General features: G+C 38.9%; 15 protein-coding genes. 7 read left to right on the forward strand and 8 right to left on the reverse strand.

Annotated elements, in window-relative coordinates; translation table 11 throughout:
- Nucleotides 1–7: 7 nt before the first annotated feature.
- The gene (locus tag JXQ92_RS04305; protein ID WP_421985351.1) at nucleotides 8–1,480 is read left to right on the forward strand and encodes a carboxypeptidase-like regulatory domain-containing protein; all 1,473 of its coding nucleotides are present in this window, start codon (nucleotides 8–10) and stop codon (nucleotides 1,478–1,480) included.
- Here JXQ92_RS04305 and feoB read toward each other — a convergent pair.
- The 3 genes from feoB to JXQ92_RS04320 all read right to left on the reverse strand — a co-directional run bounded on the left by feoB (nucleotide 1,477) and on the right by JXQ92_RS04320 (nucleotide 5,212).
- Nucleotides 1,477–3,591: a ferrous iron transport protein B gene (gene feoB / locus JXQ92_RS04310; protein WP_421985352.1), complete on the reverse strand. Its 2,115-nt coding sequence runs from the start codon at nucleotides 3,589–3,591 to the stop codon at nucleotides 1,477–1,479. The two genes, JXQ92_RS04305 and feoB, sit on opposite strands and share 4 nt — an antisense overlap.
- A 4-nt stretch (nucleotides 3,592–3,595) precedes the next feature.
- Nucleotides 3,596–3,817 (reverse strand): FeoA family protein, encoded by a 222-nt coding sequence (locus tag JXQ92_RS04315; protein ID WP_421985353.1) that lies wholly within the window; start codon nucleotides 3,815–3,817, stop codon nucleotides 3,596–3,598.
- 69 nt (nucleotides 3,818–3,886) lie between these two features.
- Nucleotides 3,887–5,212: an HTTM domain-containing protein gene (locus JXQ92_RS04320; protein ID WP_421985354.1), complete on the reverse strand. Its 1,326-nt coding sequence runs from the start codon at nucleotides 5,210–5,212 to the stop codon at nucleotides 3,887–3,889.
- 46 nt (nucleotides 5,213–5,258) lie between these two features.
- Here JXQ92_RS04320 and JXQ92_RS04325 point away from each other — a divergent pair, with 46 nt between their 5' ends.
- Nucleotides 5,259–5,420, forward strand: coding sequence for a hypothetical protein (locus JXQ92_RS04325; protein ID WP_421985355.1), 162 nt, complete (start codon nucleotides 5,259–5,261; stop codon nucleotides 5,418–5,420).
- Here the strand turns inward: JXQ92_RS04325 and JXQ92_RS04330 are convergent, their stop codons facing one another.
- Both JXQ92_RS04330 and JXQ92_RS04335 read right to left on the reverse strand, forming a co-directional pair.
- Nucleotides 5,421–7,922 carry a bifunctional UDP-N-acetylmuramoyl-tripeptide:D-alanyl-D-alanine ligase/alanine racemase gene (locus JXQ92_RS04330; RefSeq protein ID WP_421985356.1) on the reverse strand — a complete coding sequence of 834 codons (2,502 nt, stop codon included), beginning with the start codon at nucleotides 7,920–7,922 and terminating at the stop codon, nucleotides 5,421–5,423.
- A complete protein-coding gene (locus JXQ92_RS04335) occupies nucleotides 7,861–8,199 on the reverse strand; it encodes a tRNA-binding protein (RefSeq protein WP_421985357.1) in 339 nt (112 codons plus the stop codon). Before JXQ92_RS04335 ends, JXQ92_RS04330 begins: the two co-directional genes overlap by 62 nt.
- Before the next feature lie 109 nt (nucleotides 8,200–8,308).
- Between JXQ92_RS04335 and JXQ92_RS04340 the strand changes: the two genes are divergently transcribed.
- Both JXQ92_RS04340 and JXQ92_RS04345 read left to right on the forward strand, forming a co-directional pair.
- Nucleotides 8,309–8,692: a hypothetical protein gene (locus JXQ92_RS04340; RefSeq protein ID WP_421985358.1), complete on the forward strand. Its 384-nt coding sequence runs from the start codon at nucleotides 8,309–8,311 to the stop codon at nucleotides 8,690–8,692.
- Between the two features lie 63 nt (nucleotides 8,693–8,755).
- Nucleotides 8,756–11,128, forward strand: coding sequence for a TonB-dependent receptor (locus JXQ92_RS04345; protein WP_421985359.1), 2,373 nt, complete (start codon nucleotides 8,756–8,758; stop codon nucleotides 11,126–11,128).
- 6 nt (nucleotides 11,129–11,134) lie between these two features.
- Here JXQ92_RS04345 and JXQ92_RS04350 read toward each other — a convergent pair whose 3' ends face one another.
- The 3 genes from JXQ92_RS04350 to JXQ92_RS04360 form a co-directional block, all read right to left on the reverse strand.
- Complete coding sequence (locus JXQ92_RS04350) at nucleotides 11,135–11,890, reverse strand: HisA/HisF-related TIM barrel protein (protein WP_421985360.1); 756 nt, start codon at nucleotides 11,888–11,890, stop codon at nucleotides 11,135–11,137.
- 115 nt (nucleotides 11,891–12,005) lie between these two features.
- A complete protein-coding gene (locus tag JXQ92_RS04355; RefSeq protein ID WP_421985361.1) occupies nucleotides 12,006–12,710 on the reverse strand; it encodes a response regulator transcription factor in 705 nt (234 codons plus the stop codon).
- The gene (locus JXQ92_RS04360; RefSeq protein ID WP_421985362.1) at nucleotides 12,703–14,283 is read right to left on the reverse strand and encodes a sensor histidine kinase; all 1,581 of its coding nucleotides are present in this window, start codon (nucleotides 14,281–14,283) and stop codon (nucleotides 12,703–12,705) included. The genes JXQ92_RS04355 and JXQ92_RS04360 overlap by 8 nt, the downstream gene beginning before the upstream one ends.
- A 131-nt stretch (nucleotides 14,284–14,414) precedes the next feature.
- Between JXQ92_RS04360 and JXQ92_RS04365 the strand changes: the two genes are divergently transcribed.
- The 3 genes from JXQ92_RS04365 (at nucleotide 14,415) to JXQ92_RS04375 (ending at nucleotide 17,247) form a co-directional block, all read left to right on the forward strand.
- Nucleotides 14,415–15,416 (forward strand): T9SS type A sorting domain-containing protein, encoded by a 1,002-nt coding sequence (locus JXQ92_RS04365; RefSeq protein ID WP_421985363.1) that lies wholly within the window; start codon nucleotides 14,415–14,417, stop codon nucleotides 15,414–15,416.
- 95 nt (nucleotides 15,417–15,511) lie between these two features.
- On the forward strand, nucleotides 15,512–16,744 hold the full coding sequence (gene lysA / locus JXQ92_RS04370) for a diaminopimelate decarboxylase (RefSeq protein ID WP_421985364.1): 1,233 nt from the start codon (nucleotides 15,512–15,514) through the stop codon (nucleotides 16,742–16,744).
- A gap of 86 nt (nucleotides 16,745–16,830) precedes the next feature.
- On the forward strand, nucleotides 16,831–17,247 hold the full coding sequence (locus JXQ92_RS04375) for a c-type cytochrome (protein WP_421985365.1): 417 nt from the start codon (nucleotides 16,831–16,833) through the stop codon (nucleotides 17,245–17,247).
- Nucleotides 17,248–17,279 lie beyond the last annotated feature (32 nt).

The following is a 17,279-nucleotide window of genomic DNA, read 5'->3' on the forward strand; positions in this document are numbered from 1 at the left end:
TTGGTACATGGTCAGGAAATTTCTGATTTCCATTTTAATCTTTTCATCAATCAAAGCTTATGCCCAAGAGGCAGAAGAATCTAACCTTGATTCTAGAATAACGGTACAGTTTAATGGGGTTTCCATTCCAAACGCTTTGCGCCAAATTGATAAACTCAGCGGCGTAAAATTTTCATACAACAGCAATATTATTTCTCGAGAACCTAAGTTCGATAGGTCTTATCGTAATGAATCGCTTAGGGTAATTATTGAAGACTTACTGTCGATGGCCAACCTGTATTATCGCGAGGTAGCTGGTACGGTTATTATTCTTAAAAATATTTACAGCGAGCGAAAGATTTCCGGCCGCGTTATTGATAAAGATAGTGAAGCTCCGCTTGCATACGCCAGTGTATTTATTGAGCGAAGTACATTGGGAGTAGCAACCGATTTAAAAGGTGAATTTGAAATTGAGAATATCCCCGATATCGGATTTAATCTTGTAATCTCCTACGTAGGCTATAAGCCAAAATCAATTCCCTTTAACTACAAACAAGAACTCGACAATGTCAACTTTGTGATTAAACTGGAAGTAGATCCAGTCGCTTTAGAAAGTATATATGTCGTTAGTAAATCGAGAAAACGAAAAAGCTATGAAGCTAGAAATCTTTTCAGAAGGTTTAAAACGGAGTTTTTGGGGCAATCAGACAATGCCAAAAAGTGCAAGATTGTTAACCCCGAGGTCTTAAATTTTGAAGTGCTCGATTCCCTAGGAAACTATAGAGTAACGGCGGATGACATCCTTTTCATAGAGAATAACGCATTAGGTTATAGAGTAGGCTATATCTTAGAAGAATTTAAGTACGAGAATGGCTTAAAGTCTAGCATTGGAAGTGCCAAGTTCGAGGAGATGAGGGCTCGATCTAGGAAAAGGTATAACCGATGGGAAAACGCACGAGAGAAGGCATACAATGGTTCTGTAAGACACTTCCTAAATGCTATGCTCAATGGTACTACGGACGAAGAAGGGTTTAGCTTAAACTTGATACAGTACGATTCTGTAACTGCTGAATATACTACGCCACTCAACCCCCCGCCGATAGAAGAAATCATTGAGGTAAGAAAGACGGATACAGACTACCTTTTTACGCTACATGCTGAATCGGATTTAGAAATTACTTACCGAGGAGAATATGAGGATAGTGGCTATAAGAAGCTTTACAGAAGCACGTCGCGTAGCGGTAATATTAAATACACCGACAGAAAAGTTCGTTCTTCCATTTCACTTACAGATTCGTTGAGTCTTTCGAGTTACCAGACCATCGGTTTAGACGCGAATGAGGTGGAGATTTTTCAGAAGTCTATCATATTCTTTGAAAATAGAGATACACCGATTGTGTTTCCGGGTCAGTTTACCAATCCAAGAGATGTCTTGTTTAGTGGTTGGTGGAGATGGGGCGCTTTTTCAGACTTTCTCCCGTTAAACTACCGGCCAGACTAAGAGAAAATATTATACACAGCTAATGCCGATAAGTATGCCACGGCCGTCATGTATGCTACCTGAATAAGTGGCCATTTCCAGCCTTTAGTTTCTCTATAAACCACTGCAATTGTACTCATACATTGCATAGCGAATGCATAGAATACCATAAGCGAAAAGCCAAGGGCCATGGTATACATAGGTTCTCCGGTTTTTGGATTTATCTCCTTGCTCAGTTTTTCAGTTATAGTCAGTTGATCTTCTTCATCCGCACCAATGCTATAGATAGTGGAAATGGTTCCAACAAAGACTTCTCTTGCAGCAAATGATGTAATGAGGGCAATGCCTATTTTCCAATCATAGCCAAGTGGCGAAATAGTAGGTTCGATTAGCTTACCGAAAGAACCCGCCATAGAATGTTCCAATTTATAGGCGTTCAATCTGGTTTCAAATTCCTCATCTGAAGCATTAGTAGGAAGTTCCAATCGCACGTATTTTTCAGCGTTGTTAAACTTATCACCAAAACCATAAGAGGCCAATACCCACAGAAGAATTGAAATCGCTATAATTACTTTACCGGCTTCAAAAACAAAAGTCTTAGACTTCTCAAAAATGGTTAGGCCTACGTTTTTCCACTTAGGGATTTTATACCCTGGCAATTCCATAATGAAATAACCTTTCTGTTTAGTTTTTAAGATAAACTTCATTCCCCAAGCGGAAAGAAGTGCTGCGAAGAATCCTAATAAATAAAGCGCAGTTAAAACTAGCCCTTTTAGGTTGAATACACCTAGGACAGTTTCATCTGGTACGACTAGTGCAATGAGTAAAGTGTAAACGGGTAGCCTTGCCGAGCAACTCATAAATGGCGTGACAAAGATTGTAATCAAACGGTCTTTCCAGCTCTCAATGTTTCTTGTGGCCATAATAGCCGGTATGGCGCAGGCCATTCCAGAAACAAGCGGTACAACACTTTTACCACTAAGCCCAAAGTTTCGCATGAGCCGATCCATTAAGAAAACAGCTCTAGACATGTAGCCAGACTCTTCCAGCAAGGATATAAAGCCAAAAAGCAAGGCTATTTGAGGTATAAATACTAGTACACCGGCTAGTCCTGCGATAATACCGTCGGTGAGTAAATCATTTAATACACCTTCTGGCAGGCTTGTTTTTACTAAATCGCTCAAACTACCAAGACTTCCTTCAATCCAGTCCATTGGGGCATTACCCCAAGAAAAGATTGCTTGAAAAATGAGCATAAGTATGCCTAAGAAGATAGCATAGCCGAATACTTTATGTGTGGTAATTCTATCTATCTTTTGTGAAAGCGTGATTTTACCAGCCTCTTCTGAGTTTTTGATATTCCGATCTACGATGTCAGAAATTAATGCATACCGATCGAGGGTTTCTTGAGATTGCGTAGGCACATCATAGAAACCATTTTCTTGTTTGATGGCCTCAATTCTGTTTTTCTCGTTTTCGCTTAAAAAATTAAGCCTGACACTTTGTTGCGCTAGCTGATAGGCACGGTAGTCATCCTGAAGGTTGAATTCCGACTTTAAGTCATCGATGGTTTTTTCTGCCAATGGCCTAACGTTATAAAATGCGCGTTTAGGCTTAATTAAAGACTGATTAAGGGCGTTTCTTAGCGCATCTACACCATCACCAGAATGTGAATTTGTTGGTATAATTTTTACACCCAAATCAATACTCAATCCCCTCAAGTCAATCTTTAACTGTCTTCTCTCGGCCACATCCATCATATTCAGGACAAGAATTATGGGGATGTTCAAGTCTCTAATTTGAGTGAAAAGTAGCAGGTTTCTTTTTAGGTTGGAAGCATCAGCCACAATGACAATTAAGTCAGGATGTAGTGCGTGCGCTTCGTCGAAGAGGATATCTTGAACTACCTGTTCATCTAATGTTTTAGGGTAGATACTATAAGTACCTGGGAGGTCGATAAGTTCGGCCGTTTGTCCATCGGAAAGTTTTACTGGACCTGATTTCTTATCGACAGTAACACCGGGGAAGTTTCCCGTGCGCTGCTTAAGACCAGTCAGTAAATTGAAAAGTGTAGTCTTACCTGAATTTGGGTTACCAACTAAAGCTATTTTCAAATCCGGCTTGGCTGACATATTTTTAATCTTCGATCAGAATGCTCGAAGCCTCGTTTTTTCTAAGAGAGAGTTTGTATCCGGCCACTTCTATGGCAATAGGGTCACCCAAAGGGGCTACAAGTTCTAAAGAGATTTCGGCACCCGGTAAACATCCCATTTCCATCAGTTTAACAGATAACGTATCGTCTGTAAAGCCTTTAATAATACCCTTTTCGGATAGCTTGAGATGGGTCAGGTTCCGCAATTCTTATTTAGATTAATTATAAAGAGGCGCAATTTAGTTGTCAGAATCTGCTTTACAAAGGGTTTGAGCTTATTTGTCAGGCGTTAAGATCCAATCAGCATGCTTTAAAGATTGCCATCGAATGGCCGACAAGTCAACAGTTTCATCAACTAGCTTATAAATGGGTTCACCGTTTAATCTCGCATAGCCTTCGGCGCGTACTTCAACATCTCCAAAACCTTCTTTTTTATACTTTTTGTCTAAGTATTGAGCGAATTGCCAAACCATATCTGGTTTGCCAGGCATTGCGGAGGATTGTTTTCTGGTTAAAAAATCTCTTGGCTTCACTACCCAGGTAGAGTCGCTAGAAGTAATGTTGTATTTAACATTGCCCGATTTATACCGCAGCATCATTCTCCAGGCAAGTCTGTGTCCTTCTTCGGTGTAAAAGACATCTCCTTTATACAGGTGATGCCTAAGTGGTAAATAGAACTGAAAACTGAAGTAGACTATCATCACAAAACAAGTTGCCAAACTTCTTGATCCTAATTTGGGTAATGGAAATTCATCATAGTTCACAATGGGTTTAGACTTAAAGAAGATTCTGCGTACAGATTCTGGCTCGAAGAAAAATACGGCGAGACCAATCATTAAGTATGGGAAAATCCCAATCTGAAATACAAACGAGTTGAAAAGGTGAAAGACGATTGATATGATAAAAGCAGGAACACGTGTTTTTTTGAATAACAGAAAATAAACAATCAGTCCGTCGAAGACTATTCCTCCGTAGACTACAGCTTTCTGCAGCCATTCCTGACCAAGCGCATTCCCAATGAGCCAGTAGTCTGTTTTGCTCGCAAAATTCATGGCAATAAACTCACCCGAAACCCATCCAGGATAGAATTTGTGAATTGCCGCAAAGGTGTACACAATCCACATCTGAAATATGAAAATGTTTATGCACCACCTTGGGCAAGTAGTGGAGATTACAGCGTTTTTTCTTTTTGCATCTAAGGAGGCGTAGGCATGAGCCGGAACCACAAGCATGAAAAGACAAAGCAGTATTAGAAAGTAATAGTGATTGTTATAAGACGATTTCTGCATCCAATAAACGCAGGTCCAGAGGAGGGTGAACGTAGCCAAAGACGCGCGATAATAAAGTCCTAGCATTACCCCAATGCCACAGGTCGCCATCAAACCGAAATAAATGTACATGCTATAATTATCGTCGGGAGGTTGAAGCCAGTTAAAGCCGATGAGCGTGAACGTAAATTCAGGTTCTATAAAAACACGACGTACCCATCCAGTCATGATTGCGCCAAAGCTTTCAGCAAAAATCAAAAACCCAAAAACGATTCTGAAAAGAACTAATGGGGCATTATCGACGGGTTGAAATTGCTTTTTTAGCCAGATCACTGCGTGTGTAATTGAATTTTATAGTCTAATTTAAGGTTATAAAGACATGACAAACAAGAAAAAAAAGTCAATTCCGAAGACGGCACTTCGAAAAGGTAAAACAAAAGAGGAGGTAGTCGATAAATCAAATGAGGTTGAAGATGACTTTGACTTTGGCGGTTTTCCGAAAGGCGTGGATTTAAAAAAGAACTTGGGTTGTGGAGGCTGATCACTCAGTATAAAAGACTCTTTTGACTCGACTATTCACATTCGTCAATATTTCATAGGGGATCGTATTGGCCCATTCTGCCAGCTGACTAACCGTCGGATTATCTCCAAATACAATTACTTCATCTCCAACCTTAGCCTCTATACCAGTAATGTCTATCATCGACATGTCCATACAGATATTACCTACGGTTTTTGCCATTTTACCATTTATAGTAACATAGGCCTTACCATTCCCGAAGGTTCTTAAATACCCATCAGCATAACCAATGGCTATGGTCGCTATTTTCATTTCTTTTTCAGCGACACCCTTTCTGCCATAGCCGATCGTTTCACCTGGAGTAATCATTCGAATTTGCGATACAACCGTTTTTAAGACAGCAGAATTCTGTAAGCGATCAGCATTGAGCTGACTTACTTCAATTCCATGAAGCCCAATACCTAGCCTTACCATATCTTCTTGAAAGGCATTATGACGTACAATTCCGCCTGAATTAAGTATATGACGAATGGTTTTGTAAGGCAGAATGGCCTCTAAACGTTCGGCTCCTTTTCTAAATAAGTTTACTTGTTCTTTAGTAAAAGATTCCTCGTTAGGGTCTTCAGATGCAGCTAAATGGGTGAAAACACTTTTAACAGTAACGGTATCATCTGATGCTAAAAATGACATCAACATTTCTAAATCATCAGGGTTAAAGCCAAGCCGGTTCATGCCAGTGTTCAAAATTAAATGTGCCGAAAGCTTTTTTCCAGCCATGGCATAAACCTCTGAAAACGATTTGAGTTGTTCGAGGCTGAAAATTTCAGGTTCAAGGTTAAAATGCATTAGGTTGAAAGGGTCATCCTCCGATGCATTCATTACCATTATAGGCAAGGTTATTCCATTTTTACGTAGCGTCACGCCTTCATCTGCATAGGCTACAGCTAAGTAGTCCACATTATGATACTCCAAGACTTTGCTAACCTCTGCACCGCCTGAGCCATAGGCTAAAGCCTTTACAACCACCATCACTTTTGTGTCAGGCTTTAAAAGGCTTCTATAAAAGCTTAAATTATGCGTAATGGCATCAAGATTTACTTCTAAAACCGTTTTGTGGCCTTTTTCAGCGATGATTTTAGAAACTCTTTCAAGTTCAAATTTTCGAGCGCCTTTGATAAGGATAAGTTCCTTGTTGAATTCTTGAATGGTGTTAGATGCTAATAGGCTTTCAGTGCTTTTGAAAAAGCTAGTTTGCATTTGAAAGGCTTCCTTGTGCTTTTCTAATTCCGGTCCTATGGCGATTAGTTTGGTGACATTCTTTTCCTTTAAAAGCCCATTAAGGGATTTGAAAAAGTCGTCAGTGATTTTGGACTGGACGAAATCTGAAAGAATTACGGTTTTATTATTCACATGTTTTTGCTGATCCATAAAGTCGAGTGCCTTTTCTAATCCAGCAGCATCATTGTTATATGTGTCATCGATCAGGTAGGAACGATTGATGGCTCTTTTCAGCTCCAATCTCATTTTAATTGGCTGAATAACATTTATTCCTTGTTGGATTTGATAAGCTTCAAGTCCTAGATGCAGGCATGTTATTATGCAGTGAACAATATTTTCAAGTGAAGCCTGGTCTTTAAAATTTAAGTTAAAGGTGGTTTGAGTATTGCCATCGTCAATGGTCAGTTCACTGCTACCAATGAACGCTACTTTATACCGAGCATTTTCGTGAAATGCCCAGCTAATTTTTTTTCCAGCATAACCTGAATCAATTTCCTTAGATAATTGAATGTAATCAGCGCAATAGATCAGGCTTTCGCTTTGAGCAAAGAGTTTTAATTTCTCTCTAATTTTCTGTTGTTCCGTCTCGAAAAATTCCTCATGTGCTGTACCGATATTGGTAAACACACCAACATTAGGTGCAAGAATATCAGCTAAATATTGCATCTCATTTGGTTGAGAGATACCTGCTTCAAAAATTCCGATTTCATGCTGATCGCTAATTGGCCAAACAGAAAGCGGTACACCAATTTGAGAATTGTAACTTTTTGGGCTTTTCAGAATGGTGAATTGGTTAGATAGAATATCCGATAACCACTCTTTAACAATAGTTTTTCCATTACTACCAGTAATACCAATCACTCGTCCAGAAAATGAGTGCCGCTTTTTTGTTGATAATTGTTGAAGGGCTTTCAAGCACGAATCGACTTGTAAAATATTTACGCCTTTTTGTTCAGGGAAGAACTCTTCGACCAGAAAATTTTTAACGCCTCTTTTAATCAAATGAGGAATAAATTCATGGGCATTGTGGTTCCTACCTTTTAGCGCAATGAATAATTCCTTCGAATTGAGTCTAATATGCCTGCTGTCGATTGAAATTTCTTCAATGTCAGTGTCCTCAGCTCTTGATAAGAACCTACCTCCAACCGTTTTCGCTATTTCTTGAATGCCCAACTGAAAATTATTAATAGAGTTTGGACCCATTAGGTACGCCCATGTCTGGAGTGCAAAGTACAACTTGGCCATCAGAATTAGGAAAACCAGTAACCAATACTTCTGACATTATTTTACCGATTTGTTTAGGCGGGAAGTTTGTTACACAAACGACTTGTTTTCCGATTAAATCATTGGGAGAATAAACGGATGTAATTTGAGCACTAGATTTTTTAATGCCCATTTCTTCTCCTAAATCGACATGAAGAATGTAGGCAGGTCGCTTAGCTTCTTTGTAAACTTCTGCTTCTACTATGGTTCCTACCTGAAGTGAAACTTTCTGAAAATCTTCCCAATCAATATGCTTCATTTTGTGCTTTTATCGACTTGAATTGCATTGCACAGAAACTTTTTTTTGTAATGCACGTAAGGCTAGTTACAAAATTTTGTTATTTTTATGACCCTTTACTGAGTAAAGTATGTTTAAAAAGGTCTCTATATACATTGCTAGTTCGCTCCTCGGAGTATGTTTTTTGAGTGTAAACGCTCAAGCGCAAGAAGAAGGTGGAGTTGAAGAAAGAGTGGTTCCAATCGTTTCAAATAGCGATTCTTCAAATGTTGAAGCACTTCCTGAAGATGGAAAATTAGAGTTATCTCCTTCAGCTGAAGTTTTAAAAGTTCCAGCCAATGAGGTGCTTTCCACTATCCCAATTAAACTAAATACTATACCTGCTAAACCGACGCCTTCAACTTCTGGAGAAGATAAAGCGAAAGTGAAGGAGGGTAAATCTGATATTTCCTTTAATATTTTCTACTTGTTGTTTTATAAGTTCAAACAAGTCGATAATTCCGGCTCCTTTTAGTCAATCCTTACCATTCACATTATAATTTTGCAATACTGTTGCAAAAACATATAATATTGCACAATGTTAAGGGCACTCCTTTTAACTTGTTGTATTTGTTTCCTTTTAGCCATACCAATAAAGGCTCAAAAGTACTGCCCGTATGAAATTGCCGGATTGGTAATTTCAGCTGAAAACGGCGAAGCTATACCATTGGCCACAGTAGAAATCCAAGAAGGTAATAAAAAGCAGACGCTTGTAAACGAAATTGATGGAACTTTTAAAGTAACTAAAGTTTGTTCGTCAGAAATATCGATCATCGTTCGATTTGTAGGTTTTCAAAAATTTGAGAAAAAGTATCAACTAAAAAATGGAATTAATAAAATTACTATCGAGTTAAAAGTTGATGTTAAGAGTCTGGATGACGTTACCGTAGAAGAGGAGAAGGTTGAAGAAATTGTTTCGTTGAAAATTGAAGAAATTGATGCTGAGGCATTAAGAAGGTCGGCAGGAGCGTCTTTGGGAGAGGCGCTAACAAGTATTACAGGAGTCAATATGCTACAAACGGGGCCAACAATTGCCAAGCCAGTCATTCATGGACTCCATAGCAATAGAATTCTTATCCTGAATAATGGTATTCGTCAAGAAGGTCAGCAATGGGGGCAAGAACATGCGCCGGAAATTGATCCTTTTGTAGCTAATAATTTAAAACTGATAAAAGGTGCAGCAGCGGTGAAGTACGGCCCTGATGCAATTGGCGGCGTTATTTTAGTTAACCCTTCCGAACTTCCTAGCACAGCATCTTTTTCGGGTAAAATCAATACAGTTGGCGCGTCAAATAGCAGGCTGTATGCAACATCCGTCTTATTAGAAGGAGGAGTCCGGGGTTTTGAAGGCTTTGGTTGGCGAGTGCAGGGTACTTTTAAAAAAGCCGGTGACTCACAAGCAGCTGATTATAGATTAACAAATACAGGGGTAGAAGAGCGCAATTTTTCAGTTGGTTTAGGCTTTCATGAAGATGATAAGGGCGTTGAAGTATTCTATAGCAGTTTCGATTCTGAATTGGGTGTTCTAAGAAGTGCTCATATCGGTAATTTGACAGATTTAGAGAGGGCAATTGAAAGCGATAGGCCCCTGTTCATCGAAGATTTTAGCTACGATATTATTAACCCTTTTCAGGACGTTCAGCATCAACTTTTTAAGGCAAATGGCCATATCGGGGATTTTTCGCTACAGTATGGTTTTCAGAAAAATGTCAGAAAGGAATTCGATGTTCGCCGTGCTGGTCGATCGGAGGTTCCCGCTTTATCTTTAGCGCTCTCCACCCATACCCTAGACGTAGATTTGGATATGGATGCAACGGGCAACTGGAAATGGGATGTGGGTGCATCATTTATGTATCAAGACAATGACAATGATTCTGAAACAGGTATCAGACCATTAATTCCAAATTTTACTAATTCAACCGCTGGGGCTCATGTCATTAGTCGTTATTTAGAATCGAAATTCGAGCTGGAAATAGGCATTAGGTACGATTTTAAGCATTACTTAATCAAGCGATTTGATCGAAATAATGTGCTTCAAAAACCTGAATTTGACTTTAGCAATGTGACTGGTTCAGCGGGAGCTATTTTCTTTTTAGATAATTCTTGGACATTGCGCACCAACGTGGGTACTGCTTGGCGAGCACCTCACGTGAATGAACTTTTCAGTGAAGGTCTTCACCATGGTGCTGCGGCACTGGAAGAAGGAAATGATCAACTCGTATCAGAAAAGTCGGTCAAATGGATTACTAGTCTCGAAAAACAGATGAGTAACATGAACTTAAGTGTTTCAGCTTACTATAACATTATCAATGATTACATTTTCTTAAGGCCTGAGAGTGTCGAGCTCACGATTAGAGGAGCATTTCCTGTTTTCAGGTATAGACAAACAGATGCCCTTTTATATGGCTTAGATATTGACTTGGATTATGATTTTTCTGAAAAATGGAAAACTAACTCGCGTGCATCTCTCATTAATGCAAAAGACAGAACGCTAGATAGCCCCTTAATTAATATTCCAACCAGTCATATAGAGAGTTCGGTGTCCTATTTTTTCAATGAAAGTAAATTAAAGAACGTTTATGCATCGGTTGGCTTTAAGGCCGTAGCGGAACAGAAAAATGCACCTAGAGTAATTAGTATTGCCGATGTTTTAGAAGCAAGAAATAATGATGTTGATCTATTCGCCAATGACCCGAGCATATTTGATTTTATAGATCCACCAAGTGGTTATGTGAATTTTGCTTTAAGCGGAGGTTTCGATTGGCCAATGCAGAATGGTCATGTATTGAATGTATTCGTGTCCGTTGATAACCTGTTAAATAACAGTTATAGAGACTATTTGAATAGATTTAGATATTATGCCGATGACTTGGGCAGAAACGTTAGTCTAAAACTGAGCTATACGTTCTAAGACTTACTACTTAAGTAAGTTTTCAATGTCCTTAAGACTTAGGTTGCCTTCGTAATACGCTCTACCGAAAATTACTCCTTTAACGCCTGTATCTTCAAGCCTCTTGATATCGTCAATTGACCTTACGCCACCACTGGCCAAGAAATGAACATTAGGGAATTTCTTCACAAGCCCTTCGTACATTTCAAAATTTGGTCCTTCTTGAATCCCATCTTTCTCTACATCAGAGCTTTTAACATATTTAATTCCACGCATATAGAAATAGTCGATATGTTCTTCCATTTCTATTTTGGTGTTCTTTTGCCATCCACGAATAGCGATTTTACCGTCTTTTGCGTCGGCACCTAGCGTGATTTTCTCACGACCGTAAGACATCATCCAAGAAGAGAATAATTCCTTCTTATCGATGGCTATGGAAGCTGCGGTAATAGAGCTAGCGCCATATTCATAAGCCTTGCTGATGTCTCCATCAGTGGAAATACCACCACTAAAATCAATTTTAAGGTTGGTATAGCCAGCAATTGCCTCTAGAATATGGTAGTTTACCGGACTCCCTTTCCTAGCACCATCTAAGTCGACAATGTGAATCTTTTTGATTCCGTATTCTTCAAACTGTCGTGCAATATCAACAGGGCTATCTTTATAAACTTTTTCATTGGAGTAATCCCCCTGCTTAAGTCTAGTCAGTTTGCCATTGATAATTGATATTGAAGGAATAATTTGAATCATATGTTTCTCTTGTACAAATCGGAAAACGGTCAAAAATAGCAATTTTTAAACGAGCTCTGGTAAAGTCAAGTTTAAATAATTGTTACAACCGAAGCCTATGAAAATAAGGAATATTAGCGAGTTTCCCTAGATAAAAGTGCTGTTTTCGTCAAGAAGCCTGAGCGTCCGTAATCAGTTTGAAACCTGAGCCATGTAATGTCATAATTTGAACAGTTGGGTCTACTTTCAGGTGCTTTCTTAACTTGGCGATATAGACATCCATGCTTCTCGCATTGAAGTAACTATCGTCTCTCCAAATCAATTTAAGGGCTACAGATCTATCTAAAGGCTGGTTTATGTGTAAACAAAGCAGTCTCAATAGTTCGGACTCCTTCGATGTGAGCTTTGTCTGATTATTGCCTTCGCTTAAAAGTTGTTTATCATAATCGTAGTGGAAGTTTCCAAAATCGAATGATTTCTGATCTGAAATTTGAGGGTTCTTTTCGGCAGTTCGCCTGAGTATAGCTTGAATCCTTAATAAGAGTTCTTCCATGCTGAAAGGCTTGGTAATATAGTCGTCTGCGCCAATCTTAAAGCCCTCAACCGTATCCTCTTTCATAGATTTGGCCGTTAGGAAGATGATCGGTGTGACAGAGTCATTTTTTCTGATTTCCTTGGCCATAGAGAAGCCGTCTTTCTTAGGCAACATAACATCGAAAAGACATAGATCGTATGACTCTCTTTTAAAAGCGTTTAAGCCTTCTTCTCCGTCGCGACAGAGCTTGGTTTCATACCCTTTCAAGCTTAGGTATTCATTTAATATCTGACCTAAGTTGAGGTCATCTTCTACAAGTAAGATTTTGAAACTAGCCATGATTAAAAGGTAAAAATATTTTGAATGTGCTTCCTTTTCCGAGTTCACTTTTTACGTTGACCGATCCTGCATGCATATCGACAATTGTCTTTACATAGGAGAGTCCTAAGCCAAAACCCTTTACATCGTGAACATTTCCAGTAGATACTCGGTAGAACTTCTCGAAAATTTTCTCAATGGCCTCTTTAGACATACCTATACCTGCATCTGTAATTTTTAAAATAATTCCAGATGAAATATTATCGGTTCGGATGTGTATTTGAGGAGGTTCGGGGGAATATTTGTTAGCATTATCGAGCAAATTATAAATAATGTTTGTCAAATGAACGGGGTCAGCTTCTAATACAGAGTTTGATGCATGTAGTTGACTCGTAACCTGTCCGCCACGCTTTTCGACAAGGATATTTATGTTCACGAGCGCTTTTTCAATTACTCCATGAATGTCTATTTCCTCGAATTTTAATTTAAAATCTTTTTTGTCTAGGCTAGCAATTTGAAGAACCTTCTCCACTTGCATGCCTAGCCTTTTGTTCTCATCGCGAATCACTTGTACGTATCGATCTACAATGGCTGGATTGCCTTTCATATCATTGTCCTGCAGTGCTTCAGTTGCTAAAGAAACTGTGGCAATCGGTGTTTTAAACTCGTGCGTCATATTATTCACGAAGTCGCTCTTGATTTCAGAAATCTTTTTCTGTTTTAGAATGACCATAATGGCGTATCCAAAACAGCCAATCACAAGGATGAGTAATAAACCTGATGCTGAAAGAGGAATGATGGCTTTGTTCGATAAATAGCTTTTCTGTTTTGGAAAGTCAATGGCTAGATAAAATTCTTTGTCAATCAAATCCATTGGAAATAGATTCACTTTTAATTCTGATGATTTAACGCTCTCACGATCACTTTCTTGGTTGGCATTAAATAGTTTTAGTTCATTGGAAGGCGCATGTAGAATTCCATAGTTATAAGGAATATTAACACCCCTGTTTTCTAAGCCTTGCGCGATTAGCGTGTCTAGTTTTAAAGGATCAATTCTTGTAAATAGTTGCTCACTTCCAGCCAGATGGTTAGCCCAACGCCGTTTTAATGTATTCAGCTGGCGTTCCATTTGAAGCTGTTGCTGCCGTGGGTCTATGCCTTGTGCCGCATAATTATTGGGTAATGCTCGAGATAATCCTTCAATATCAAGCTCTATTAAAATTTGTCCATTTCTTTCGTCAAGTTGAACGCGGAAAAATGCCTGTACAAATTCCTCTGGAGGGGAAGGCATAGGAGAAGCGGAAACAGTTTCCGGATTATTGACATTGGAAGCATTACGTAAGGAATCTCTATAAACAGGTTGATCTGCCCGTCTTAGTGGAGGCCTAGTTCCCATATTGGCTTCAAGGAAACTAACCCCTTGTTCAATGGCTAGTGTTTGCGTAACTTCATTTAAAGCCTCGTTTACACTCTGATTGAAGCGCTCCTTATTCACTTTGGTAACCTCTGTGATCCAATAGTATTGGAACCCAACTAAGCCTAGAAGGGCGAAGCTCAGCAAGCCAATTAACCATCGTATTCGAACACGAGTCATATCCAAAAGTACTCTAATTATTACCCTAGAGCATCAGGTTAACATTAATTAACATCGTTTAACCGACCTTTAACATCGTTTTGCATTTCATACAAGTACTTTTATATCAAGTCATTAACGATTATTTAATTATGAATTATTTAAAACAGCAAAAAGCAAAAATAGTAGCCACAGTGCTACTCATGATGCTCATAGGTTTCGGTCAAACCTTAAACGCGCAAGATGAAGGTAAAAGAGAAAGTCAGTCCGTTTCTATTTCCACCACGGAAGACGGTAAAGTCAAGTTGAAAGTGAAAAAGATTGTGGGCAATGATGAAACCACATTTGAAAAAACTTATGACTCTCATGAAGACATGAAGAATGACCCTGATCTGGAGAAATATGGCATCGACCTCAGAACTTCTTTCTCTTTTGGAGGAACAAACAGTTCACCTAAGTTTTTCTTGCGCAATGGACCTGGAAACAGTTTTTGGGATGATCATGATTTTGATGTAGACTCTTTAAGAAGCAGCCTGAGAGGTATGATGAAAGGTTTTGGACCGAATGTATTTTCATTTGGTTTCGATGACGACGAGTTTATGGACATGGATTCGCTGATGCAGCGCTTCAGCTTTAAAAATGATAATGGTCGTTTCTTTTTCAACGATCAAGAATTCATGGATATGGATTCCTTGAGAGATGCACTAAAAGACCAGTTTGGCAATATGAAGTTCGACTTTGATTTCGATTTCGATGATGACGACAATGGTTCTTTCAGAACCTGGAGGTTTGGTGACGATGACGATGATGTGAAGGTTATTTCCCGAGTGAAGGTTTTTGTAAGGTCAGCAAGTGAAAAAGATAAAGAAGTAGCTGGGACCGAAGAAATGGAGCGTTTAGAATTAAGAGATATTAATTTTTACCCTAACCCGAGCGATGGTCGATTTGATGTAGAGCTTGAAACAGGTAGCGAGTCGGATATCAGAGTAGTCATTGTCGACCCTAATGGCAATGAGGTTTATAATAGAACTGGCGCTCCTCGCAATGGCCGATATGACTTCCGAGTAGACCTTAGCGACGAAGATCCTGGGATCTATATTATGAAAGTAGTACAGAACAACAAGGCCCTAACGAAAAGAGTAATTATAGAATAATAAGATACGCTTTCAATTTGTTTAGTGAGAGGAAGTTCTAAAAGCTTCCTCTTTTTCTTTTTTAGCGCTTATATTTGCCGCTCAATTTATTGATCATGTTACTTGAAAACGACAGATATAATGTACAAGGCGTCGATTTACTCGACCTTGCCAAAGCATATGGCACGCCTTTGTACGTCTATGATGCCGATAAGATTCGTGCACAGTTTGACCGACTAAATAACGCCTTTGGTGGTGTGAAGCTTAAGGTCAAATATGCTTGTAAATCTTTGACAAATCTGTCTATTCTCAAGTTGCTTAGAAGCTATGGATCAGAACTAGATTGTGTTTCTATTCAAGAAGTGCGATTGGGCTTAAGGGCAGGGTTTACTCCAGATCAAATTTTGTATACGCCAAATTGTGTTTCTTTTAATGAAATAAAGGAAGCAGTAGAAATCGGTGTGATGATTAACCTTGATAATATTTCTATTCTGGAGCAATTTGGACATGAATTCCATGGTTCAGTACCTGTTTGCATCCGATTGAACCCTCATATTATGGCTGGAGGGAATAAAAAGATATCGACAGGTCACGCCGATTCTAAGTTTGGTATTTCTATTTACCAAATGGCTCATATTCTCCGTGTTGTAAAAACTTACGATTTGAATGTGGTAGGGCTGCACATGCATACAGGGTCTGACATTTTAGACTCAGAAGTATTCTTACGTGCCTCTGAAATTCTTTTTGATACTGCCAAAAATTTCGAGAACCTTCAGTTTATTGATTTTGGATCAGGTTTTAAAGTGGCATATAAGTCTGGAGATATCACTACGGATATAGAAGACTTAGGGAAGAAACTGGGTGAGTCATTCAAGAATTTTTGTGCCGACTATGGCAGAGAACTTGAAATGTGGTTCGAGCCAGGAAAATATATAGTGAGTGAGGCAGGCTTATTTTTAGTAAAAACTAACGTGGTAAAAACCACACCAGCCACCGTTTTTGTAGGAGTAGATTCAGGAATGAACCATTTGGTTAGACCTATGATGTACGATTCCTATCACGAGATTGTCAATATTTCTAACTCTTCTGATACCAAACGGGTTTACACTGTAGTGGGGTATATCTGCGAGACAGACACTTTTGGTCTAGATAGAAAACTTGACGAAGTAAAAGAAGGAGATATTTTGGCTTTTAAAAATGCTGGTGCTTATGCATTTAGTATGGCTTCTAATTATAATTCAAGGTTGAAACCTGCCGAGGTATTAATACTGAATGGCGAGGCACATTTGATAAGAAAGCGTGAAGAGTTCGAAGATTTGATAAGAAATCAAGTTGAGATTGATATTTAATTAAAAAAAGCCCCTTTTATCTGTTTGGCATATTGCTTGTACGTTTCAATAAATCAGTATTTTAGCATACAGAAACGCAAATAATTATGAAAAGATCAATTCAAGTAGTCGTTCTTCTAGGAATCATGATGGCATCATTCACTTTCAAGGATCAGGATAATACCTTAAAGAAGAGCATGGAAGCAGGAAAAAGCACTTACAGCGCCGTATGTTTAGCCTGCCATATGGATAGTGGCCAAGGTATCCCAACTGTTTTTCCTCCTTTAGCTAAATCAGACTATTTAATGAAAGATGTAGATAGAGCTATCGCTGGCCTTATTAAAGGATTATCAGGTGAAATTGAGGTGAATGGCACTAAATACAATCAAGTAATGCCAGCTAGCGGTCTTGACGATCAGGACATTGCTGATGTATTGAACTATGTCATGAATTCTTGGGAAAACAAATCTAAGACTACCCTTACAAAAGCCAAAGTCGCCAAAGTAAGAGCTAGTTTGAAATAGCTTTTTCTATACTAAAATTTTCTAAGGGCAGT

Origin of the sequence: Roseivirga sp. (genome assembly GCF_049099775.1) — a bacterium.
GTDB lineage: Bacteria > Bacteroidota > Bacteroidia > Cytophagales > Cyclobacteriaceae > Roseivirga.

Coding starts and splice junctions, on each gene's coding strand:
- JXQ92_RS04305 (WP_421985351.1), top strand. CDS start 8: ATGGTCAGGAAATTTCTGATTTCCATTTTAATCTTTTCATCAATCAAA.
- feoB (WP_421985352.1), bottom strand. CDS start 3,591: ATGTCAGCCAAGCCGGATTTGAAAATAGCTTTAGTTGGTAACCCAAAT.
- JXQ92_RS04325 (WP_421985355.1), top strand. CDS start 5,259: ATGACAAACAAGAAAAAAAAGTCAATTCCGAAGACGGCACTTCGAAAA.
- JXQ92_RS04330 (WP_421985356.1), bottom strand. CDS start 7,922: ATGGCCAAGTTGTACTTTGCACTCCAGACATGGGCGTACCTAATGGGT.
- JXQ92_RS04335 (WP_421985357.1), bottom strand. CDS start 8,199: ATGAAGCATATTGATTGGGAAGATTTTCAGAAAGTTTCACTTCAGGTA.
- JXQ92_RS04340 (WP_421985358.1), top strand. CDS start 8,309: ATGTTTAAAAAGGTCTCTATATACATTGCTAGTTCGCTCCTCGGAGTA.
- JXQ92_RS04345 (WP_421985359.1), top strand. CDS start 8,756: ATGTTAAGGGCACTCCTTTTAACTTGTTGTATTTGTTTCCTTTTAGCC.
- JXQ92_RS04355 (WP_421985361.1), bottom strand. CDS start 12,710: ATGGCTAGTTTCAAAATCTTACTTGTAGAAGATGACCTCAACTTAGGT.
- JXQ92_RS04360 (WP_421985362.1), bottom strand. CDS start 14,283: ATGACTCGTGTTCGAATACGATGGTTAATTGGCTTGCTGAGCTTCGCC.
- JXQ92_RS04365 (WP_421985363.1), top strand. CDS start 14,415: ATGAATTATTTAAAACAGCAAAAAGCAAAAATAGTAGCCACAGTGCTA.
- lysA (WP_421985364.1), top strand. CDS start 15,512: ATGTTACTTGAAAACGACAGATATAATGTACAAGGCGTCGATTTACTC.
- JXQ92_RS04375 (WP_421985365.1), top strand. CDS start 16,831: ATGAAAAGATCAATTCAAGTAGTCGTTCTTCTAGGAATCATGATGGCA.